The 22,167-nt window shown below is 45.5% G+C and carries 22 protein-coding genes; 8 read left to right on the forward strand and 14 right to left on the reverse strand.

Annotated features, from left to right (window positions below; translation table 11 throughout):
• Window positions 1–268: 268 nt before the first annotated feature.
• Window positions 269–1,237 carry an integron integrase gene (locus tag V7R42_RS04120; protein ID WP_334018952.1) on the forward strand — a complete coding sequence of 323 codons (969 nt, stop codon included), beginning with the start codon at window positions 269–271 and terminating at the stop codon, window positions 1,235–1,237.
• 78 nt (window positions 1,238–1,315) lie between these two features.
• On the opposite strand, the gene fadA is transcribed toward V7R42_RS04120, so the two are convergent.
• Complete coding sequence (gene fadA / locus V7R42_RS04125) at window positions 1,316–2,479, reverse strand: acetyl-CoA C-acyltransferase FadA (protein ID WP_334018953.1); 1,164 nt, start codon at window positions 2,477–2,479, stop codon at window positions 1,316–1,318.
• 18 nt (window positions 2,480–2,497) lie between these two features.
• On the reverse strand, window positions 2,498–4,648 hold the full coding sequence (gene fadB / locus V7R42_RS04130) for a fatty acid oxidation complex subunit alpha FadB (protein WP_334018954.1): 2,151 nt from the start codon (window positions 4,646–4,648) through the stop codon (window positions 2,498–2,500).
• A 495-nt stretch (window positions 4,649–5,143) separates the two neighbouring features.
• Here fadB and V7R42_RS04135 point away from each other — a divergent pair, with 495 nt between their 5' ends.
• The 3 genes from V7R42_RS04135 (at window position 5,144) to V7R42_RS04145 (ending at window position 9,620) form a co-directional block, all read left to right on the forward strand.
• Window positions 5,144–7,207, forward strand: coding sequence for a transglycosylase SLT domain-containing protein (locus V7R42_RS04135; RefSeq protein WP_334018955.1), 2,064 nt, complete (start codon window positions 5,144–5,146; stop codon window positions 7,205–7,207).
• Window positions 7,208–7,374: 167 nt separating this feature from the next.
• On the forward strand, window positions 7,375–8,706 hold the full coding sequence (gene pepQ / locus V7R42_RS04140) for a Xaa-Pro dipeptidase (protein WP_334018956.1): 1,332 nt from the start codon (window positions 7,375–7,377) through the stop codon (window positions 8,704–8,706).
• Between the two features lie 197 nt (window positions 8,707–8,903).
• Window positions 8,904–9,620, forward strand: a complete 717-nt coding sequence (locus V7R42_RS04145) for a ZIP family metal transporter (protein WP_334018957.1) — start codon at window positions 8,904–8,906, stop codon at window positions 9,618–9,620.
• A gap of 222 nt (window positions 9,621–9,842) precedes the next feature.
• Here V7R42_RS04145 and ispB read toward each other — a convergent pair whose 3' ends face one another.
• The gene (ispB, locus tag V7R42_RS04150; RefSeq protein WP_334018958.1) at window positions 9,843–10,817 is read right to left on the reverse strand and encodes an octaprenyl diphosphate synthase; all 975 of its coding nucleotides are present in this window, start codon (window positions 10,815–10,817) and stop codon (window positions 9,843–9,845) included.
• Window positions 10,818–11,725: 908 nt separating this feature from the next.
• On the opposite strand from ispB, the gene rplU reads away from it, so the two are divergent.
• The 3 genes from rplU to cgtA all read left to right on the forward strand — a co-directional run bounded on the left by rplU (window position 11,726) and on the right by cgtA (window position 13,748).
• Window positions 11,726–12,037 (forward strand): 50S ribosomal protein L21, encoded by a 312-nt coding sequence (rplU, locus tag V7R42_RS04155; protein ID WP_012517169.1) that lies wholly within the window; start codon window positions 11,726–11,728, stop codon window positions 12,035–12,037.
• Between the two features lie 15 nt (window positions 12,038–12,052).
• Window positions 12,053–12,310, forward strand: a complete 258-nt coding sequence (gene rpmA / locus V7R42_RS04160) for a 50S ribosomal protein L27 (protein WP_012517170.1) — start codon at window positions 12,053–12,055, stop codon at window positions 12,308–12,310.
• 259 nt (window positions 12,311–12,569) lie between these two features.
• Complete coding sequence (gene cgtA, locus V7R42_RS04165) at window positions 12,570–13,748, forward strand: Obg family GTPase CgtA (RefSeq protein WP_071816947.1); 1,179 nt, start codon at window positions 12,570–12,572, stop codon at window positions 13,746–13,748.
• A 263-nt stretch (window positions 13,749–14,011) separates the two neighbouring features.
• On the opposite strand, the gene V7R42_RS04170 is transcribed toward cgtA, so the two are convergent.
• The 3 genes from V7R42_RS04170 to V7R42_RS04180 all read right to left on the reverse strand — a co-directional run bounded on the left by V7R42_RS04170 (window position 14,012) and on the right by V7R42_RS04180 (window position 15,446).
• Window positions 14,012–14,299, reverse strand: coding sequence for a S24/S26 family peptidase (locus V7R42_RS04170; RefSeq protein ID WP_334018959.1), 288 nt, complete (start codon window positions 14,297–14,299; stop codon window positions 14,012–14,014).
• Entirely contained in the window at window positions 14,300–14,797 is a 498-nt protein-coding gene (sodN, locus tag V7R42_RS04175) for a superoxide dismutase, Ni (protein ID WP_334019359.1), read from the reverse strand. It abuts the gene before it with no gap.
• A gap of 283 nt (window positions 14,798–15,080) precedes the next feature.
• Window positions 15,081–15,446, reverse strand: a complete 366-nt coding sequence (locus tag V7R42_RS04180; RefSeq protein WP_334018960.1) for a hypothetical protein — start codon at window positions 15,444–15,446, stop codon at window positions 15,081–15,083.
• 182 nt (window positions 15,447–15,628) lie between these two features.
• On the opposite strand from V7R42_RS04180, the gene folA reads away from it, so the two are divergent.
• Window positions 15,629–16,126, forward strand: a complete 498-nt coding sequence (gene folA / locus V7R42_RS04185; protein WP_334019361.1) for a type 3 dihydrofolate reductase — start codon at window positions 15,629–15,631, stop codon at window positions 16,124–16,126.
• A 131-nt stretch (window positions 16,127–16,257) separates the two neighbouring features.
• On the opposite strand, the gene rpoS is transcribed toward folA, so the two are convergent.
• The 8 genes from rpoS to ftsB all read right to left on the reverse strand — a co-directional run bounded on the left by rpoS (window position 16,258) and on the right by ftsB (window position 22,083).
• Entirely contained in the window at window positions 16,258–17,250 is a 993-nt protein-coding gene (gene rpoS / locus V7R42_RS04190; protein ID WP_334018961.1) for an RNA polymerase sigma factor RpoS, read from the reverse strand.
• Between the two features lie 72 nt (window positions 17,251–17,322).
• On the reverse strand, window positions 17,323–18,192 hold the full coding sequence (locus V7R42_RS04195; RefSeq protein ID WP_334018962.1) for a peptidoglycan DD-metalloendopeptidase family protein: 870 nt from the start codon (window positions 18,190–18,192) through the stop codon (window positions 17,323–17,325).
• A gap of 1 nt (window position 18,193) precedes the next feature.
• Entirely contained in the window at window positions 18,194–18,772 is a 579-nt protein-coding gene (locus V7R42_RS04200) for a YqaA family protein (RefSeq protein ID WP_334018963.1), read from the reverse strand.
• Window positions 18,769–19,404, reverse strand: coding sequence for a protein-L-isoaspartate(D-aspartate) O-methyltransferase (locus V7R42_RS04205; RefSeq protein WP_334018964.1), 636 nt, complete (start codon window positions 19,402–19,404; stop codon window positions 18,769–18,771). Before V7R42_RS04205 ends, V7R42_RS04200 begins: the two co-directional genes overlap by 4 nt.
• A gap of 81 nt (window positions 19,405–19,485) precedes the next feature.
• Complete coding sequence (gene truD / locus V7R42_RS04210; RefSeq protein ID WP_334018965.1) at window positions 19,486–20,571, reverse strand: tRNA pseudouridine(13) synthase TruD; 1,086 nt, start codon at window positions 20,569–20,571, stop codon at window positions 19,486–19,488.
• Window positions 20,568–21,041, reverse strand: a complete 474-nt coding sequence (ispF, locus tag V7R42_RS04215; protein WP_334018966.1) for a 2-C-methyl-D-erythritol 2,4-cyclodiphosphate synthase — start codon at window positions 21,039–21,041, stop codon at window positions 20,568–20,570. Before ispF ends, truD begins: the two co-directional genes overlap by 4 nt.
• Before the next feature lie 14 nt (window positions 21,042–21,055).
• Window positions 21,056–21,787: a 2-C-methyl-D-erythritol 4-phosphate cytidylyltransferase gene (gene ispD / locus V7R42_RS04220; protein ID WP_334019362.1), complete on the reverse strand. Its 732-nt coding sequence runs from the start codon at window positions 21,785–21,787 to the stop codon at window positions 21,056–21,058.
• A 5-nt stretch (window positions 21,788–21,792) separates the two neighbouring features.
• Window positions 21,793–22,083, reverse strand: a complete 291-nt coding sequence (gene ftsB / locus V7R42_RS04225) for a cell division protein FtsB (RefSeq protein ID WP_014997231.1) — start codon at window positions 22,081–22,083, stop codon at window positions 21,793–21,795.
• Window positions 22,084–22,167: the final 84 nt, after the last annotated feature.

Raw genomic sequence — 22,167 nt, forward strand, 5'->3', positions numbered from 1 at the left:
TAACAATTTAATCGTTCCCTAAACGGGGCGATTTAACGAACCAGAACGGGGTTTTTGTCCGTTTGGTTTTAAATATGGTTAAACCATAACCTATCGATAGGCTTAGTAAAATACGTTTTTGGTGTATTTTGCTCAAAGTTTAAAACACCAAATCGGGTTGCAGGTGAATTTGGGGTATTTCGTGAATACTCTTGCAACGAAACAGGTACTAAAGTCAGTTATCTCGTTGTGATTTTTTAAATAGGCTTCTTTTATTTTGGAGTCGAATATGAAGTCTCAGTTTATTAAATCGCTATACGAGCACATGATGCTCAAGCGCTATGCAAAACGCACTATACAAACCTATATAAATTGGATTTCAGACTACATTCGTTTTCACAAATTTCAGCACCCGAAAGACCTCGATGTTCTGCACGTCGAAGCATATCTTACTCATTTATCTACCAAACGCAGAAATGCGCGGTCTACACAAGCAACTGCACTTAACGCTTTAGTGTTTCTTTACAATAAATACTTAGAACAGCCGTTACCTTCCGACATGAATTTTGTGGGGAGCGGTAGGGAAAGAAAGCTACCGGTTGTGCTAACCCAGCTAGAAGTAAAAGCATTGCTTGGTAGAGTGCCTACCCATCATTACTTAGCGGTAGCACTTCTTTATGGAAGTGGGCTTCGGTTAATGGAGTGTGTTCGCCTTAGAACGGGCGACATAGACTTCGACTACAAATGTGTAAGGATTTGGTTTGGGAAAGGGGGCAAGCATCGAGTGGTAACGCTGTCAGAATCGTTGATTCCACTTTTAAAAAATCATATCAGTGAAAGTGAAAAACTTTTGCAACGAGATTTGGTGGTACCAGACTTTGCTGGTGCCTGGATTCCACATGGGTTGAGGAAAAAGTATCAACAGCGTAATAAAACGCTGGAATGGCAGTATTTGTTTCCCGCATCAAAGTTAAGTATTGACCCAGAAAGTAAGCTACTACGGCGACATCATATAGATGAAAAACAGATACAGCGAGCGGTAAGTCGCGCCTCAAGTGATGCGGGAATAATTAAGCATGTTACGCCTCATACGCTTCGACATTCTTTTGCTACTCATTTGCTGCAATCAGGAGCAGACATCAGAACTGTGCAAGACCAACTAGGTCATGCAGATATTAGAACTACTCAAATATATACACACATTCTTCAACAAGGGGCTAACGGTGTAGTCAGCCCGCTTTCTAATTTAGCTTTTTGATTTCAAATATGCGCTGCAACAAAAAAGGGCCCGTAGGCCCTTTCAAAACTTTAGAGATCTAAGCTCTTATGTAAACGCTTATACACGCTCAAATACGGTAGCAATACCTTGACCTAAACCAATACACATAGTCGCTAAGCCTAGGCTTACGTCTTGTGATTCCATTAGGTTGATAAGCGTACCTGAGATACGTGAACCAGAACAACCTAGTGGGTGACCAAGTGCAATCGCACCACCGTTTAGGTTAATCTTAGTATCTAGGTGGTCCATCCAACCTAGTTGCTTAATACACGACAGTGCCTGTGCCGCGAACGCTTCGTTAAACTCTGCAAGTTCAATATCGTCCATAGTAAGGCCAGCGCGCTTAAGGGCTTTTTGTGTTGCTGGCACTGGGCCATAACCCATAATTGCTGCATCACAACCAGCCACAGCCATTGAGCGAATTTTCGCACGTGGCGTTAGGCCAAGCTCTTTCGCACGGTCTGCTGACATAAGCAGCATGCCCGATGCACCGTCAGACAGCGCAGAAGAGGTACCCGCAGTAACCGTACCGTTTACTGGGTCAAACACTGGGCGAAGTGCCGCCATGCTCTCAGCAGTGCTTTCTGGGCGTACAACTTCATCGTAGTCAATTAGCTTTAATACGCCGTCAGCATCGTGACCTTCAACAGGCACAATCTCGTTAGCCCAGCGGCCTTCAAGGTGTGCTTTGTGCGCTAGCTGGTGCGAACGCGCGCCAAATGCATCTTGTTGCTCACGAGTAATACCGTTTTGACGGCCAAGTAGCTCGGCAGTCATACCCATCATGCCCGACGCTTTCGCCGTGTACTTAGCAAGTCCAGGGTGGAAGTCGATGTTGTAGTTCATCGGTACGTGACCCATGTGCTCAACACCACCAATCATGTAAATGTCACCGCGTCCGCTCATGATGCCGCTTGTTGCATCGTGAAGGGCTTGCATTGATGAACCACATAAACGGTTTACCGTTACCGCGCCTGTTGTGCGTGGAATTTGTGTGAGTAGCTGCGCGTTACGTGCAACGTTGAAGCCTTGTTCTTTAGTTTGCTGAACACAGCCCCAAATGATGTCTTCAATTTCCGCTGGGTTTACGCCAGGGTTACGCTCTAGTAGCGCGGTCATTAGTGCAGCAGATAAGTCTTCTGCACGCACATTTCTGAAAACACCGTTTTTTGAACGACCCATAGGGGTACGTACGCAATCGATTACGACCACTTCTTTCATTAGTTTTTCCTCCGGGTCTTATGCGAAATAGGATTTACCAGCAGCGGCCATTTCACGAACGCCGTCTGAGATCTGATAAATAGGACCAAGTTCAGCGTACTTGTCTGCCATAGCAACAAAGTTCGCCAAGCCAATGGTTTCAATCCAACGGAAAATACCACCGCGGAATGGAGGGAAACCTAAGCCGTAAAGTAGCGCCATATCTGCTTCAGCTGCGCTATCTACAATGCCTTCTTCCAGGCAGCGAATTGCTTCGTTTGCCATAGGGATCATAAGGCGTGCAATAATGTCGTCAGCTTCAAAGTCTTTCTTGTCAGCTACGTGTGGTGCCATTAGTGCATAGGCTTCTTCAGCTGGTGTTTTAGACGGCTTACCGCGCTTATCAACACCGTAGTTGTAGAAACCTTTACCGTTCTTCTGACCTAAACGCTCTTCTTTGTAGAAAAGAGTTACTGGGTCGTTGTCTAGGCGAGCCATACGCTCTGGAATACCTGCAGCCATTACGTCTGCTGCGTGATCGCCAGTGTCGATGCCTACAACGTCCATTAGGTAAGCAGGGCCCATTGGCCAGCCGAAGATTTTTTCCATTACCTTATCAACCGCTACAAAGTCAGCGCCGTCGATAAGTAGCTTACTGAAGCCCGCAAAGTATGGGAACAATACGCGGTTTACCAAGAACCCTGGGCAGTCGTTAACCACAATAGGGGTTTTGCCCATTTTAAGGGTAGCGGCTACTACTGCATTGATGGTTTCTTCAGAGGTTTTTTCGCCACGAATAATTTCAACAAGCGGCATGCGGTGCACTGGGTTAAAGAAGTGCATACCACAGAAGCGCTCAGGCTTATCTAGGCTTTCAGCTAGCTGGTTGATAGAGATAGTCGAAGTGTTTGAACATATGATAGCGTCGTCAGCTACATTGTCTTCTACTTCTTTAAGCACAATACCTTTTACTTTCGGGTTTTCTACAACCGCTTCAATAACAAGGTCTGCATCTTTAAGCGTGCTGTACTCAAGGGTAGGCGTGATTGCGTTAAGTGTTTGCGCCATTTTAGTCGCATCAACTTTACCGCGCTGCATGCCTTTACCAAGGATCTTCGCTGCTTCAGAAAGGCCAAGATCTAGTGCACCTTGGTTAATGTCTTTCATGATTACCGGCGTGCCTTTCACAGCGCTCTGGTATGCAATACCGCCGCCCATGATGCCAGCACCTAGTACAGCGTTAAGCTTAGACTGCTTAGTGGCGGCTTTTGCTTGCTTCTTACCTTTGCTTTTTACAAGCTGGTCGGCAAGGAAAATACCAATTTGCGCTTTCGCGGCGTCGGTTTTCGCAAGGGCTACAAAGCCTTCGTTTTCAAGCTTAAGTGCACCTTCACGGTCTAGTACAGAAGCTTTTTGCACTGTTTCAACCATTTTGTGAGGAGCTGGGTAGTGTTTGCCAGCTTGTGCAAATACCATGGCTTGGGCTGTAGAGAAGCTCATCATGGCTTCGTTTTTGTTTAGCTGTAGCGGGGCTTTTTTAACCGCACGACGCGCTTGCCAATCAAATTTGCCTTGTGCAGCGTCTTTCACCATTGAAAGCGCACCTTCAACTAGCGCCTCTGGTGCTACAACTGCATCAACTGCGCCTTCAGCAAGGGCTTTCGCACCTTTTCTGTCGCGACCAGTGGTCATCCACTCAAGGGCATTGTCTGCACCAATGAGGCGAGGTAGGCGAACTGTACCACCAAAACCAGGCATAAGACCTAGCTTAACTTCTGGCAAACCAATTGAAGCGGTAGTGTCTGCAATACGCATGTCACACGCCAATGCCATTTCACAGCCGCCGCCTAGTGCAAAGCCGTTGACTGCAGCGATGGTAGGGAAAGGTAGGTCTTCGAAGCGGTCGAATACTTGCGACGTATTGGCAACCCACTGTAATACTTCTGCATCGTCCATGGCGAATAGGCCAGTGAACTCGGTAATATCTGCACCTACAATAAATGCAGGTTTTGCACTGCGTACTACTAAGCCTTTAACATCGCCTTTAGCAAGTAGAGCTTGAGTTGCTTCGTCAAGTTCACTCACCGTTTGGCGGTCAAACTTGTTAACTGAACCTTCGGCGTCGAATACCAGCTCAGCAAAGCCGTCATCTAACAGGCTGACGGAAAGACTTTTGCCTGTGTATATCATTATCATCTCCTTCGGCATTGGCCAGGATGTTAGTGAAGTAATCCAACTAATTTGTAGGGTCGTATGCATTCACTAACGCGTTAGGGTGGCTAGATTCTTTACATAGCCACACAAAATTTCAACAAAAAATCAAACAAGCGTTTCAATTTGTCTAAGGTAGTGGTCCGATGACTTAAATTCAAGTGTAAATATCGAATTCAAGCTTCATTTCGGCATTGGTGGTTGTATAATGAGCGTTATTGGCGCAAAGCGCCAATCCAGCAAAAGAATAATCTACAATCATGTCAACTATGTGTGTAAAGCATAGCTAACGACAGCTGGCACAACATCTTCTTTGGCAAGGAGCCAGGCTGAAATTTTCCCTTCGTTGTTCAAACAAACGCAGTGGAACAGTCGCAATGCTGCTTTTTCAGCAACATTTTACAATCAGCTCGATTCGGCAAAGTTGCCAGCGCTAATAAGCGTTCGAGTGTAGAGCAGGGTAGGAGTTCTATTGTGTCTGGTTTTTATTTTAGTTCGTGGTTGGGTCAGCGCTTGCTGGCAAACAACAATAAATTGTTCACCACCGTTGTGGGGGCATTTGTTTTCTCGCTCTCTTCATTTTTCTCTATCGGCGCATGGGCTACACAGCCTTTAACACTACCCGAAGATATTTTCGAAAAGGATCGCGCTCGTTATCTGGAAGTTGAAAAAAAGCTGTTAACGTACTCGAAGCGAAGCGTTCAGCGCCTTGATAACGACATTTATGAGCTAGCGCATTATCCACTTTATTCTTATCTACTTAGACTCAAGCTAGAGCGCACTATGTCAATAAGAACAAAGCGCGAGGTTAAGCAGTTTCTGGAAGATTTTAATGGTCAACCGGTAAGCTACGGAGTGCGTTATAAGTGGCTTAACTACCTTGCTAAGAACGATTATCGCAGCACTTTTTTAGACAATTATCGCCCCGGCATGGGCGCAAAGCTAACCTGTATTGCGCTTAATTACCGCTTAAAAGAAGGTGAAAGCGAACACGCTATTTTGTCTGAGGTTGATGCCCTTTGGCTTCACGGGCAGTCGCAACCGGATGAATGCGATCCGCTTTTTGCTAAGTGGAAAAAAGCGGGCATGATGACACCCGAAATGGTGATAAAGCGCATTGAAATTGCCGCGAGAGAAAATAACCGAAGTATTATTTCTTATCTTAAGCGCCAACTACCTAGTGATAAGCAATACCTTGCTGACGCGTGGCTATCGGTAACGCGAGACACAAGCCGAGTGAATAGAACAGCGCTCTTTCCACTTAAAAATATATCGCATGAAGCTGAAGTGATTGTGTGGGCGGTAGAAAAACTTGCGTGGCGAAATCCTGATCTAGCGGGTACAGTCTTTAAGCGCTACAACGACAAGAAAGTGTTCTCTAAAGCACAGCAGCACGTTATGCGAAGATCAATCGCGCTAAGCTACACGCTAGACCGCCTTCCTCAAGCGCACCATTGGCTTGAACTTGCCGATGTACAGGGCGCCAATGAAGACGTAAAGCTTTGGCACATTTCTCATTTGCTACGCACGAAAAAGTGGCAGGAAGTCGTTAATGTTATTGATAGCGCTTCTGCTAACTTGCAAAAAGAGGAAAACTATCGCTACTGGAAAGCCCGTGCTTTAGAAGCACTTGGTCAAACTATGCAGGCTACTGTGCTTTATAAAGAGCTTGCGCAAGAACGCCATTATTATGGCTTTATGGCAAGCGCGCATATAGGTGAAATTCCGTCGCTTGCTCACACGCCAGCACCTAGAGAAATGGCAGCTATTGCCAGTGTGGCAAAAACGCCTGCCACCATGCGCGCCGTTGAGTTTTTCAGGCTAGACCGAACCACAGAAGCGCGCAGAGAGTGGTACTACTTGCTTTCCCATTTGCCCGAGTCGAAAGTTACTGATGCAGGTATACTCGCTTATGAGTGGGGGCTGTACGACCAGGCAATTACCAGCTTTGCGCGAAGTGGCTATTGGGATGACGTTGAGCGCCGCTTCCCGCTGGCCTTTAATGATGTGTTTAGCGAAAAATCGCAGGCTTACAGTATTTCAAAGTCTTTGGCTATGGCTATAGCACGTCGCGAAAGCTCGTTTAGAAGCGATGCTATATCTTCCGTGGGAGCGGCAGGATTAATGCAGCTTATGCCGGGAACGGCGCGTTATGTAGCGAAGGAAAAAGTAAGTCGAAACACACTTTTTCAGGTAGACAATAACGTTGAATACGGCGTCCAGTACCTTCGTTATTTAATGGACAAGTTAAACAATAACCCGGTGCTAGTGTCCGCATCTTATAATGCAGGGTGGCGTAAAGTGTTGGAATGGTTGCCTGCAAATGAAGCGCTGCCTGTAGATATCTGGATTGAAAATATTCCCTACAAGGAAACTCGGGCCTATGTGAAAGCGGTGATGGCATATCAGCATATTTATGACCAGCAGCTAGGTGGGAACGAAAATATCTTCCCCCAGCTTACCCGCGATATGATCCCATCCGCAGATGCAGTGAGTACACATCCGGTAACAGGTACACTGCAACTAGCGCCGCGATAGCTATCTAAGGTTAGGCGCGTACGGGGGCGCCTTTAACTAAATTGTTTTTTTTCCAGTATCGGAAACGTAACGTAAATAACAGCGCAACGGTCTGAGCCAGCATGCATGTCATGCTGGCCTCGTGATACACTAGTAGCTAACTAATGACTAAAAAGATAAGAGGGGCTATGTCGCAACATCAAGCAACCTACCAGCAGCATATCGAAGAGCTTCAAGCTAGAACTCGCGAAGCGCTACAGCGAGAAGGGCTAGACGGACTAGTTATTCACTCAGGGCAGGGCAAACGCCTATTCTTGGACGATAATCACTACCCATTCAAGGTAAACCCGCAGTTCAAAGCATGGGTGCCTGTGATTGATAACCCTAACTGTTGGCTGGTGGTAAACGGTGTAGACAAGCCTACGATTATTTTCTATCGCCCTGAAGATTTCTGGCACAAAGTGCCGCCAGAGCCAAATGACTTTTGGACTGATAGCTTCGACATTAAACTACTTCAACAGGCCGATGCGGTAGAGAAATCCCTGCCTTACGATAAAAGCCGTTTTGCCTATGTAGGCGAATATATTGAAGTAGCAAAAGCACTGGGTTTTGAAAATGTTAACCCTGACCGCGTGTTACATTATTTGCATTATCAACGTGCCTACAAAACAGACTACGAACTTGACTGCATGCGTGAAGCTAACAAGCTGGCGGTAGCAGGCCACAAGGCGGCTGAGCAGGCATTCCGTGAAGGTAAAAGCGAATTTGATATCAATCTCGCCTATGCCGCCGCAAGTCGACAGGGCGATAACGATGTACCTTATACCAGTATTGTGGCGCTTAACGAGCATGCTTCAATTTTGCATTACATGCAGTGCGATACCGTAGCGCCAAAAGAATCACGTTCGTTTCTGATTGATGCGGGTGCGAATTATCATGGCTATGCGGCAGATATTACGCGTACTTACGCTCAAGACGGTGTTCAGAATTCAGCAATGTTCCGCGACCTCATTCAGGCGGTAGACAAGGTTACGCTGACGTTGGTCGATTCGTTGAAGCCTGGCGTAGCTTATACCGACATACATTTGTTAGCCCACGACGGCATTGCACAAATTCTTCACGACACCGGCATGGTGAATTTAACACCACCTGAAATCGTAGAAATGGGTATTACCCGTACTTTCTTTCCTCATGGTATTGGTCACTTCTTGGGTCTTCAAGTTCACGATGTGGGCGGATTGGTCAATGATGACAGAGGCACGCCCAAGCCTGCTCCTGATGATCATCCGTTCTTGCGCTGCACGCGCATGGTAGAGGCACGTCAGGTGTTCACTATTGAGCCTGGCTTGTACTTCATCGATAGTCTGCTGCGCGACCTCAAAGCGACACCAGCGTCTAAGTACATCAACTGGGATACCATTGATGCATACAAACCGTTTGGCGGCATTCGCATTGAAGACAACATTATTGTGCATCGTGACAAAAACGAGAATATGACCCGAGATTTAGATTTAACTTAATCAGGCTGTTTGGGATCGCTAGTCGCTAGCACAACCCATTTCCATTAGAGCAAAGAGCAGCGTTAGGCTGCTCTTTTTTATTGCGCGTTGAGTAAAAATGAATGAATGTACTATTTGCTTGTAAACCAATAGCGCTGTGTGCAGTACTTAGTACTGAATAAGAAACGTGCACAAGCACTTGCTAGAAAGGAGTCGTTATGCCACAAAGTGATATTGTAGGTTTATTGATAATGGCAACAGTGGCTGGCCTTGCCATGCCCACAGGGGCTATCTTGGCAACTTACAAAGGCATTCAGCCTAAATGGTTAGGGAAGGAATTACGCCATGGCATTTTAGCGTTAGGGGCTGGTGCACTAATTTCAGCGGTAGGTCTTGTACTTGTTCCCGAGGGCATAAAAGACGTATCGGTAGTCGCCGCCGTAATGTGTTTTGTCGGTGGTGCCTTTGCTTTTATGGCTCTTGATATTTACTTAGCGAAAAAGAAAACCGCAGGCAGCCAGTTAGCCGCAATGCTAAGTGATTTTGTGCCGGAGTCTATTGCCCTTGGTTCGACGGCTGCATTAGGCGGAGGTACCATGCTATTAGGCCTATTGATTGCGGTTCAAAACTTACCAGAAGGGTTTAATGCCTACAGAGAAATGTTGCCCAAGAACAAACAGCGCAGCACCAAACTCATTGTTATCTTTGTACTAATGGCGTTACTTGGCCCTTTGTTTAGTTTGTTAGGCTTTTATTATCTAGCGCAGTTTCCCGTTGTAATGAGCGGTATCATGTTGTTCGCTGCCGGTGGTATTCTCTATTCGGTATTCCAGGATATCGCACCGCAAATTCGTATGGAAAACCATTGGTTGCCACCCCTTGGAGGCATACTTGGTTTTTTAGTCGGCTTGATAGGTTTTATGCTAGAAGGCTAGCTTGTAAAAATGCGCTAGGCCCAAACGCAGCACAAATGCTTGGTTAATGCAGAAAACGTATATTTCTTTACCTGTCTGCAAGAGTTGGGGAAGTGCTCAGCCCATCAACAAGTTCAAAAGCCTACGAGGCGTATAATATTCTGGCTGTACTAACAAAAAAGGCGTGTTGCTTACGACACGCCTTTTCATATCACTTATCGACAATTAGTTATTTATCGCTAGTTAGCTCGTACGTTCAATTGAAATATATGCAAGCGCAATTAACGCCTCTTTGTACTCAGAATCTTCAATAGCGTTTAAGCTATCAATGGCCATTTGTACTTCTTTTTGCGCACATTCACGCGTGTAATCCAAAGCACCGGTTTCGTCCATAATGCTTTGGATTCGCGTTAAGTGTGGTAGGCCATTGCTTTGTTCAATTGCCTCTTGAATAAGCGCTTTGTCGTCGTCATTTTTAGCGTGCCACATAGCGTAAAGTAATGGCAGGGTAGGTTTACCTTCAGCTAAATCGTCACCTGCATTCTTGCCCATTTCTTCGCTGTCAGCCATGTAATCAAGTATATCGTCAGCAAGCTGAAAAGCAGTGCCTAGATGCTTGCCGTATTCTTGCATAGCGTGTTCAATGTGTTCACTTTGGTCTGTTAGCACAGCCGCTAACTGTGTAGCAGCTTCAAACAAGCGAGCCGTTTTACCGTAGATAACATCAAAGTAACGAGCTTCTGTAGTGCTGGGGTCGTTACAGTTCATCAGCTGCAGCACTTCGCCTTCAGCAATTTGGTTTGTGGCTTCTGACAGTATTTCCATAACGCGCATGCGTTTTAGACTCACCATCATTTGAAAAGAGCGGGTGTAAAGAAAGTCACCTACTAATACCGACGCCTGGTTACCAAAGATAGCATTAGCAGTCTCTCGACCTCTGCGCATGGTCGATTCGTCAACCACATCGTCGTGCAACAGTGTCGCGGTATGAATAAATTCAACAATCGCCGCAAGGGTATGGTGATCGTTGTTATCTATCCCCATGGCCCGCGCACTTAACACGGTAAGAAGTGGGCGCAATCGCTTGCCGCCACTGTTTACAATGTAAAAACCAAGCTGATTAATTAGGGCAACATCAGAGTCGACTTGTTGTTGAATCAGCTGGTTGACCGCCTGCATATCATCATTAGACAGGGCGCGGATTTGATCTATATCCATAGGCATGGCAATAAATACTTACTCTTACGTCTGGGCAATTATTGGTGGCGATTGTACCTTAATCACTTGTACTATCCACCAAATTGTCTTAAAAAATGACGGCTTAACGCATTTACGTGTATTTCCTGAAATACGCTTAACCCAGATGAAAGATTAGAAGGGTAACGTTCTTCCGTGAAATCCAGTTCGTTTTGGCCTGTCTTCCATGCATGCCGAGCACTCGACCCGTGTCATGTTATTACATGTAATTATAGGCACTCTTACTAACTTTTCCTGCAAAGACGTTATTTTTTAAAGTTATACCTTTCAAAATTGCGTTTTGCTGGCGAGTTTTTTGGTAACTTCCTTTTTTCCAGTTACTAGTTGTCACTAATTCAATTGTGTTGAGCCGTTTATAAAAACGAAGTAAAACTGCCGGTTCAGCATTTTAAAATGAGCTCACTATCAATGAACGTCACACGGCAAGGATTACGGTGAGGCTGCAAAGTAAATAACGAATGGCTCAGATCTGAGCCCGTCAAATTAAACATATTGATCAAAGCCAAGCGAGTTGTGAGCCGGATCGAACGCAGATCACGATCGTGTGTTTATGCGATCCCAATGAGATCAGTAAGCACGAACCGTGGTGTTTTTTTTCGCAATCGTTACAAATTGAACACGAAAGTCCCCCCATTTTTGTTGGTAGCAGTCATGGTAAATTTGATGTTTTTTCGAAAAAAATTGTGTTTTTTTCCCGTTTTCAGGTATTTGAAGCTGCATCAAATAGGCAATTGGGGCATAATTCGCCCCATGTTGGAAAAATAATCTATTTTTCTACGAATCGGGGTTGTGATTTACGGATGTTTCACGTACAATTCGCGCCCTGTTTTTTGAATTGAAGCGTCAGTGGACGCAGAGCGGAGTTAACTATGTACGCGGTTTTCCAAAGTGGCGGTAAACAACACCGTGTGGCCGAAGGCCAAACCGTTCGTCTTGAAAAAATCGAAGTAGCCCCAGGCGAAACGGTTGAATTTGACAAAGTTTTAATGGTAAGCAACGGTGACGATGTAAAAATCGGCACACCAATCGTTGCTGGTGGTAAGGTGACTGCTGAGGTTGTTACACACGGTCGTGGCGATAAAGTAAAAATCGTTAAGTTCCGTCGTCGTAAGCATTCTCGTAAGCAAGCGGGTCACCGTCAGTGGTTCACAGAAGTGAAAATCACTGGTATCAACGCATAATAGGAGCACGAACACATGGCACACAAAAAAGCTGGTGGTAGTACCAAAAACGGTCGTGATTCAGAAAGTAAACGCCTAGGTGTTAAGCGCTTTGGTGGTGAATCTGTTCTTGCTGGTAACATCATTGTTCGTCAACGTGGTACTCGTTTCCACGCTGGTGACAACATGGGTATCGGTAAAGACCACACGTTGTTTGCACTAAAAGACGGTAAAGTTCAGTTCGACGTTAAAGGACCGAAGAACCGTAAATTTGTAAGCATCGTAGCTGAGTAAGCGCGAAAGCTTCTCGCCGAACAGGCTTAGAAAAACCCCGCGCTTGCGGGGTTTTTTGTTTTGTGAAACCTTTCTTTCTTTTTCTGTTCTTAATTATTAGCGTTTACATTCTGAAAATGAATTAGCGCTGAGCAAGGTTTTACTTCTCAATTTTTTAGAATGCTGAGTAGACTCAAAAGCGCCGACGCGCAATTTGGTGTAAACTTAGTATTCGCATTAATAAGTTAATAACCCACGGCATTACAGCCCGGAGTGATAAATGAAATTTGTAGATGAAGCTGAAATTCGCGTTGAAGCCGGTGACGGCGGCAACGGTACCATTGGCTTTAGAAGGGAAAAATACGTACCTAAAGGTGGCCCAGACGGTGGCGACGGTGGTGACGGCGGCAGTGTATTTCTACAAGCCGATGAAAACCTAAATACATTGATCGATTATCGCTTCGAGCGCTTTCACCGTGCAGAGCGAGGCCAAAATGGTCAAGGCGGCAACTGTATAGGTAAAAAAGGTAAAGACCTTACCGTAATGGTACCAGTGGGAACACGTGCTACTGACAGCGACACTGGCGAAGTGTTAGGTGACTTAACCCGTCATGGTCAAAAGCTTAAAGTCGCACAAGGTGGTTTCCACGGTTTAGGTAATGCCCGTTTTAAAAGCAGTACAAACCGTGCGCCACGTCAAAAGACCAATGGTACGCCAGGTGAAATTCGCAACCTTAAGCTAGAGCTTATGCTTCTAGCCGATGTGGGTTTACTGGGCATGCCTAACGCAGGTAAATCAACCTTTATCCGCTCTGTATCGGCGGCTAAGCCTAAAGTGGCTGATTATCCATTTACCACTTTGGTGCCTAACTTAGGTGTGGTTCGTCAAGACTCACAGCGCAGCTTCGTTGTTGCAGATATACCAGGGCTAATTGAAGGCGCTGCCGATGGCGCTGGCTTAGGTATTCGCTTCTTAAAGCACTTAGAGCGCTGCCGTATCTTGCTTCACGTGGTAGATATTTTCCCTGTTGATGAAACAGATCCTGCCGAACATGCTAAAGCGATCATTGAAGAGCTTGAAAAATACAGCCCTAAATTGGCAGAAAAGCCCCGTTGGTTAGTATTTAATAAAGTCGATTTACTGCTTGAAGAAGAAGCCGAAGAGCGCTGCCAGCATGTTATTGACGCATTAGAGTGGGAAGGCCCGGTTTACCAAATTTCTGCGTTCCAAAAGATGAACCTAGATCCGTTGTGTAACGACATCATGGACTTCATTGAAACTCTTCCAGCAGAATTGGAAGAGGAAGAAGAGAAGAAAGAAGTGGAATTTAAATGGGATACATACCATAAAAATACGCTTGAAGCGCATGATGAGTTCGAAGACGGCTTAGGTGACGATCTCGATGACGACGACTGGGACGAAGACGATTACGACGTGGAAGTTGAGTATCGGCGCTGAGATACAGTGTTGAGAAACAATCGCGGAGAGGCCGTTGCCTAAAAACAGTTGTCGCGAAACAATTACTGATAACCAGTGCTATAAAGCAGCTTAAAAAATCGGTTGTCAATAGGTGAAGTGTCGCATAGTGCTGCGCAATACATTTAGACGTAAATGTAACTTATCACCAATAAATTATTCTTAGAACAACAGAATGCTCGCATAGTTGCATAGACAACGTGCGAGCTTTTTTGTCAATATCGCGGTAAATTAATCCTAGTGGTCTACTCGCTGCTATGACAGACAACCTTTCCATGTAATTGAGCGCGAGTAAATTTGCCCATGGCCTCTTGGCTTACAGGGTGTGCCTTGTTATCGCCTATTAATGTAAATGTACCGTCTTGATGAACATCGGCTACTCTTTTGACAATTATGCCGTAGGTATTGCTCTCTACAACCACAATTTGGCCGCAACGCAACCATCTGAACGGCCATCTTACTACACAAACGAAGTCACCGTCGTTTAGCGTAGGCAACATGCTGTGCCCTGTAACCCGCAGAATTTTAACCATTTACAGGTCGGGATAAACCACTTCTTCAGAAGGTGGATACGGGCACGTTGCTTTTTTGGTTGCCACATCCTTGGTTGCCCAGAAACGCTCCGCAAATTCATTCACTAACGAAAGTAGCTGTTCAGCTTTTTCTCTGCTTACGTGTTGCTTACATCCAGAGCCGGCCAGCATAATTTTATGCACGAGTTCGTTAGTGTCTGGAAATTTTTTGAACTGAGGGGATTTAAAGTAATCGCCCCATATTACCCTAACTTCTTGCTTTACTTTCTCTGCATGGGTTTCTTTTTCTGTGACTAAGCGGCTCATTTGCACTTGATCTGCGAATGTAAGTGTCTCTTTTTCGGCAAGTTCATTGAGTAGGTCTACGAAGCGAATAACGCTTAACGCAGCCAGCTGTGCCGAAAATGGATCGTAAATTTTGCAAGGAATATCGCAATGTGCGCTAGCCGTAGGAAAGGGATTAATTGCATTAACCTTTGAGAGTAACTGATGGATCATAATTCGCAACCCTTTACTTTGCTGAGCGTTTTTTAGCGCTGAAGTATTTGTAAGCTGCAAACCCACAGGCAGCTGTACAACCCACAAGAGATGCGTAAAACAGAGCATGCATGACACCGCTGGTCCAGTGTTCATGGTCGTGTCCTGCATGAGCGAATGCGCTTGAACTAAATACAGCGGCGCAAAGCATTAGAGCTGAGCGTTTAAGGTTAACTTTCATGAATTCTCCTAAGGCTTTAGTCAGAGTAGGGTGAAGTAGTTAGGCGCATAAGTATCAGTGCACCTACACGGCGAAGCGCAGTGGTACATTACTGTTTACGATGTTGTTCGAGGCGCTGATGACAGCATGAGCTCTGTCGACAATGGCGTTTCGGTGGTGCGGCAGTCTTAAGTGGAAGTAGATCTCTTCAAGCAAGCTTGTTAAGCCCATAATCTTAGCTGTCATTGCGCTGTTTTCTCCACCATCTACCTCAAGCAGAATAACGGCGATATCAAACGCACAGCCAAGGTATGGAATTGCTTCACTGAACTGACCGCTTTGCATAAGCATAGTGCCTTGCATTTCATCGCGCGCCATTACGTGTAGAGCCTGTTCTGGGTTGTTGTAAACCCAGTCTGCGTGTTTAGGGCATAGATAGTTTATTTGCATTGTAGCGACCTCCTGTATACACACTAGAACAGGTAAAACAATAATGCAAATGATAACTGTTACTATTTGATGGGTGTTAAAACCATGCTATTAGAGGCAATACACATTTAGTCGCTGATATTGCTATACTGCCGCGGTTCGACAATAAAAATGGCTTTAAAGGTAATGAAATGAAAATAGCAATGATTGCTGCTATGGCGAAAAATAGAATTATAGGTGCAGACAATGATATGCCATGGCATTTGCCCGCTGATTTAAAACACTTTAAAGCGATCACCTTAGGCAAAGCCGTCATAATGGGCCGCAAAACCTATGAGTCAATCGGAAGGGCATTACCAGGCAGGCCAAACATTGTTATAACGAGTAATGCTGACTACAGCTTATCTGACGCGACGGTGGTAGATTCACCAGAGTCAGCGTTTGAAGTAGCAAAAGCGTTAAGCACAGAGTATAGCGATGACGACGAGATAATGATTATAGGTGGCGGTACTATTTATCAGACGTTCTTGGATAGCGCTGACACCTTGTATCTCACACATATTGACTTGGCTGTTGACGGAGATACACAGTTCCCAGACTATGAGGCAACAGCAAGTTGGACGGAAGTATCGCGTGACGAACATGACGCCGATGAGAAAAACCCTCACCCTTACACATTTGTTACCCTCGTTAGAAACTAACCAAGGGCTTGGAAGTTACGATCGCTACGGCGAGCTTTCAACTTAAAATAAAAAAATGCCAGTGTTACGAAGCTTAAAATTTGAAAGCTTAGCAACACTGGCATTTTTGTTTTTTGCGCTATGCGCAGATACTACTTCATTTGGTCGAACAGGTTTTCTAGTGAAAGACCCTGATGACCCAACATATCGCGCAGACGGCGAAGTGCTTCTACTTGAATTTGACGAACACGCTCGCGTGTTAAGCCAATTTCTGCACCCACATCCTCAAGTGTTGAAGGCTCATACCCCATAAGACCGAATCGGCGAGCAAGTACTTCGCGCTGCTTAGGGTTTAGTTCCTCAAGCCAGGTTACAATATTACTTTTGATATCTGAGTCTTGTAAGCTCTCTTCAGGGCTAAACTCTTTCTCGTCAGCAATAATGTCGAGGAGTGCTTTATCGTTTTCTCCACCAATTGGCGTATCAACAGAGGTGATGCGCTCGTTTAAACGCAACATCTTAGTGACATCTTCCACGGGCTTATCAAGCGCTAGCGCAATTTCTTCTGCAGTTGGCTCATGATCAAGCTTTTGCGAAAGCTCACGAGAAGCACGTAAATAAACGTTTAGCTCTTTCACCACATGAATAGGCAAACGAATGGTGCGCGTTTGATTCATAATAGCGCGCTCTATGGTCTGGCGAATCCACCACGTAGCGTAGGTTGAGAAGCGGAATCCGCGTTCAGGATCAAACTTTTCAACGGCGCGGATGAGTCCTAAATTACCTTCTTCAATTAAATCTAGAAGAGCTAATCCACGGTTGTTGTAGCGGCGAGCAATCTTAACAACAAGGCGAAGGTTGCTTACAATCATACGTTTGCGAGAGGCTTCGCAGCCTTTCAGTGAGCGGCGCGCAAAATAAACTTCTTCTTCTGCGGTTAGCAATGGTGAAAAACCAATCTCGCCTAGATAGAGCTGTGTGGCATCTAGGTTTTTAGGTTGGTCATCCTGACTGAAAATGGCATCATCATTTTCTAGGTCAGCGTCGTTAACTAAGGTTTCGTCAGCTTTCATATCAGCTGGCATATCGATGACTTCTAAGTCATCTTGCGGTCTTGATTCTAAGGCTTTATTTGACTTACCCATCGTGAATCTCCTGCTACAAGGTTTACCTTATGACGTTTCTCCTTTGTCTTTTTTTATTGTTATTTATTTTTATTATTTTAATGGTGGCAGGTATTTCATAGGGTCTAATGATTTCCCTCTATACCTAACTTCAAAGTGAAGTTTTACCGAATTCGTTCCACTGTCACCCATGGTCGCGACTTGCTGCCCTGCCGATACCCATTCTCGTTCTTTGACCAAAATGGTGTCGTTATAGGCATATGCACTTAGGAAGGTATCTGTATGTTTGATAATGACCAGATTACCGTAACCTCTTAAAGCGCTTCCTGAATAAACCACTTTACCATCTGCTGCCGCTACAACTTTACTGCCTCTAGCACCAGCAATATCAATACCTTTATTGCCTGACTCTGACTTACTAAAGGTGTCGACTATTATACCTTCTGCAGGCCATACCCACTCTTGTACTCTGTCAGGAAAGCTTGTCGGCGTCTGCTTTGTGACGCGTTGCGACGACTTCTTGACCGTTGTAACAATTTGTGGCTTAACAACTTTTTCACTTTCACGATACGCCTGTGGTTGTGGGCGGTCAACCAAACTTTTGTCTACATTTGAGGTGGTCGGAGCTGTTGACTGTTTAGTCTTAACCTTAGGTCTAATAGGAGATGTAGCCACGTTTGATGGGGGCGCAACGTTTAAAATTTGGCCTGGGAAAATGGTGTAAGGGGCTGATAAATTGTTGTATTTTACTAAATCGCGATAGTCATTTCCGGTGTACCATGCAACGGCATAAAGGGTATCTCCCCGCTGTACTTTATAGGTTTTTTTTGTGTATTCTTCACTTCCATCTGAAACTTGGCTATTCAATAAAACAACGGGAGCGGGAGCGCTTCTTCCTGCGCATCCCCCGATGAGTATAAAAATAAATAACAAAAATCCTATTTGAAGCAGGGGGTTACGCATGTCATCGCAATAATAAATAAACGAATATTGCGAGGGTAACTACTCCCCATCCAAGTACTTCTACATACTGTCTTAGCTTTTTCTCCATGGCAGCGCCACCCCAGCGCATGAGTGCCGCGACCAAAAAGAAGCGCGCGCCTCGACCAACGGCGGATGCCAGTACAAACGGCAAGAAGGCCATTTGCAAGAAGCCTGCACTCACGGTGAAAATTTTATAAGGAATAGGAGAGAAACCAGCAAGAAAAACTACCCATACGCCGTAGTCTTTAAACCACTGCATTGCCGTTTCTATTTTGTGGGTATAACCCCAACTCTCGACAAGCGGAGCCAGCCAAGCATCGAAAGCAAAATAACCAAGCCAATAACCTGCGATGCCGCCCAAAATCGACGCGATGGTAGTAATGAAGGCAAATTGCCATGCCTTAGCAGGCTGCGACAGTGCCATTGGTGCCAGCATAACATCAGGAGGTATAGGGAAGAACACTGACTCTGAGAAGCTTAGCCCGCCCAAGTATTTTGTTGCGTGGCGGTGTCTCGCCCAGCGCAACGCCATGTCATAACACGGCTCAAAAAGCTTCACATTAGCTCTCCTGCTACAAGGGGAACAAATCGGACCGATTCAATAGTCGATGTTTTTAGCTCACCCTCAATCCTATCAATACACAGTAACGATTGTTGCTCGTTACCTACGGGAATAATCAACCGCCCGCCTTCTTTAAGTTGATCGCACAAATCCTGTGGAAGGCTAGCGGCAGCAGCAGTGACGATAATAGCATCATAAGGTCCTTTGGACGCCCAACCTTTCCAACCATCACCGTGTTTCATTGCAATATTGTGAAGGTCGAGCTGATTCATCCGACGTTTCGCTTGGAACTGCAATGATTTGATACGTTCAACACTGAATACTTTGGCAAAAAGCTGCGCAAGAATAGCGGTCTGATAACCAGAGCCCGTGCCTATTTCTAGTACTTTTTCGGGTTTATTAGGGCTATCCAGCAACAACTCTGTCATTTTCGCTACAATATAGGGCTGCGAAATGGTTTGGCCCTGACCTATCGGCAATGCCGTATTTTGATAGGCCTTATGTTTCAGCGCATCGGGTAAAAAGCTTTCCCGCGGCGTACCAGCAATGGCGTTCAATACTGCTTGCGAAAGTATTCCTTCGTTATAGAGCAGTTGTGCTAACGCGTCTCCTTTTCTAGAAGCTCTCATGATGTTGCGTACTTTCCTTTATTCTTATCCACAGCCACGCGAGGTATAGTCTGTTGCGCGCCACGCTTTCTCAATACTCTTTTACACCCTGTTAATTGGGGACAAGGTTTCCACGCACTCTCTAAGGACTGAGGTAGCAAAGCAGCCACTTGGAAGCGCAAACGAGATAGTAAATGTATCACCCTTACTCTGCCATTCAAGCTGTGAAGGCCAAATTTTTATCGCGCGACGTTCTTGTTCGAACCCGCACTGGCTTAAAAAGCCGACGATTTCGCTATTTTTTTCTGCAACAGATTGCTCTAGGGCGAGTGCATCAGCTTGCGTAACAAGCGTTCCTTTCCCCCAAAGTGGAGCAGAAGGGCATACGTCTTTTGCATCGAAACGACGCTGCGCGTCTTGCTGCTGTTCCGAGCCGCCAGTACCTTCGTTAATGAAAAAACTATTAGAACCTGTGAGCACCAGCGCGTCGCCATGAGTGACTTTGTCGAACACCCCTTTTTCTAATCGTGCTGAAAGCATTTCGTTGAATAGCCAACTGCGTAGCGCTGAAAGAGCCATCGAGCGTTTGTTGCGATGTCTAATGGTTTCACCATTGACCATGCGCTCGGCCATGACCAGATTTCCGCCACGCTGCACTTCTCCCATGTCATTTAAACGCATAACGCCAAAGCGTTGTTCGCCGTAATAGTTTGGCACGCCGTGCTTTTCAATTTCTTTCAGACGCTCTTCAATAGCCTCTGGGTGCAGTACTTGGCGCAAGGTAATAGTAAAGTGGTTGCCTTTAAGCTGCCCTGTACGCAGTTTTTTATTGTGACGCATTTGCTTAAGCACTTTAACGCCTTCAAGTTCGAAATTGCTGAAGTCGAGGTCAGGTTTACCGGGCGCGTGAATACCAAACCACTGCTGAGTTACCGCATACTTGTCTTTGCGACCTGCATAGGTAATCTGGCGCAGGGGAAGATTAACGAAACGGGCCAACTGTTCAGCGACAAAGGCGGTATTTGTGTTAGTTTTTTCAATAAATACAAATTGGTGCTCACCTTCTCCACAAGGTATATAACCCAAATCTTCAACCACTTTAAAATCGTCGGCTTGGAATTTAAAAATACCGGTCGAGACAGGCTTTGCGAAATAGTACTGCCAGTGATCAGTGTGTAAAGGCTTCATAACTTTTCCAGTAGTACAACGGCATGACAGGCAATGCCTTCTTTGCGGCCAGTATAACCTAGCTTTTCAGTGGTCGTTGCTTTTACGTTGATGTCGTCCAAGGATACGTCGCAGTCTTTAGCAATAATGTCGCGCATAGCTGAAATATGTGGCGCCATTTTTGGGGCTTGCGCCACAATGGTCATGTCTGCATTGCTCAGGCCGTACCCCTTTTCTTTTACTACATTGACTACGTGACGAAGTAGCACGCGACTATCTGCACCCGCGTATGCGTCGTCTGTATCTGGAAAGTGTTTCCCAATGTCTCCTAACGCTGCCGCACCTAGCATTGCATCGCACAATGCGTGGAGCAACACATCGCCATCTGAATGAGCTAAAAGTCCTTTTTCATAGTCGATACTGACGCCACCTATTGTGATAGGGCCTTCACCGCCAAACTTGTGTACATCAAATCCGTGTCCAATTCGCATTATAATTGTGCCTTTTAATTTTTGGGGCTAAGGCTTTTTGCGTCATAGCCTCGCGCGTTAAATTTTTGCTTAAGATAAAATTCTGCTAAAGGAAGATCGGCCGGATGGGTTATTTTTATATTTGCCGGACTTCCGCTCACCATGGCCACCTTGTAGCCTTCAAGCTCCATGGCAGACGCTTCGTCTGTAATGTTGGCACCTTGCGATAAACCATTTTGAAGCGCCCTTTTTAATAATACTGCTGGAAAAAGTTGAGGCGTTAAAGCGTGCCAAAGACCGTTTCGGTCTTCGGTATGAGAAATAACATTTGTCGAAGGTTTTACTCGTTTCATGGTGTCACGAACAGGCGTAGCTAGAATGCCGCCAGCAACGTCATCATTGCTCATCACTCTGAGTAGTGTTGAAATGTCGCCCTCCTCAACACAAGGCCTTGCCGCATCGTGAACCAGTGCCCAATCATTGTCACCAAGATTGACAATACCGTTTAAAACGCTATCTGCTCTCTCTTTGCCACCGTTAACCACTTGAATGGGTTTATCACGCAACCCAAATTGATCAAAATACCCGTCGTCTGGGCTTATTGCGACAATCACCTCGTCGATTGACGGATGATGCAGCAGCGCGTCAATCGTGTGTTCAAGAATGGTTTTTCCATTTAAGGTGAGATATTGCTTTGGGCGGTCAGCCTGCATTCGGCTGCCAACTCCGGCTGCGGGAATAACCGCAACAACGCGGGGGGATATTATTTTCTTCACTTAGAATCTGCGGGTAAAATACGGTAAAAGGTTTCTCCCTTTTTGATCAGACCGAGTTCGTTTCGCGCTCTCTCTTCAATGGCTTCTAGACCAATTTTCAAATCGTTAATATCTGCTTTAAGTAGTGCATTGCGTTGAGCTAAATTGGCGTTTTGGAGAGCTTGAGAGTGAACTTCTTGTTTTCGGTTGAAATAATCGGGAATACTATTTTTTCCAAACCATAGCCTGTATTGCAATAGACCTAGCAGTACTATTAACACAATGGGAAGCCATTTACCTTGCAACACAGATTCACCTGACAATGTGGTTAAGCGGAAAAAAGCAAAGGCACTGCGCCTTTGCTGTATCTTATTATGCCGCGAAGCAGCGTC

This window comes from Alteromonas sp. S015, assembly GCF_036864485.1.
Lineage (GTDB): Bacteria > Pseudomonadota > Gammaproteobacteria > Enterobacterales > Alteromonadaceae > Alteromonas.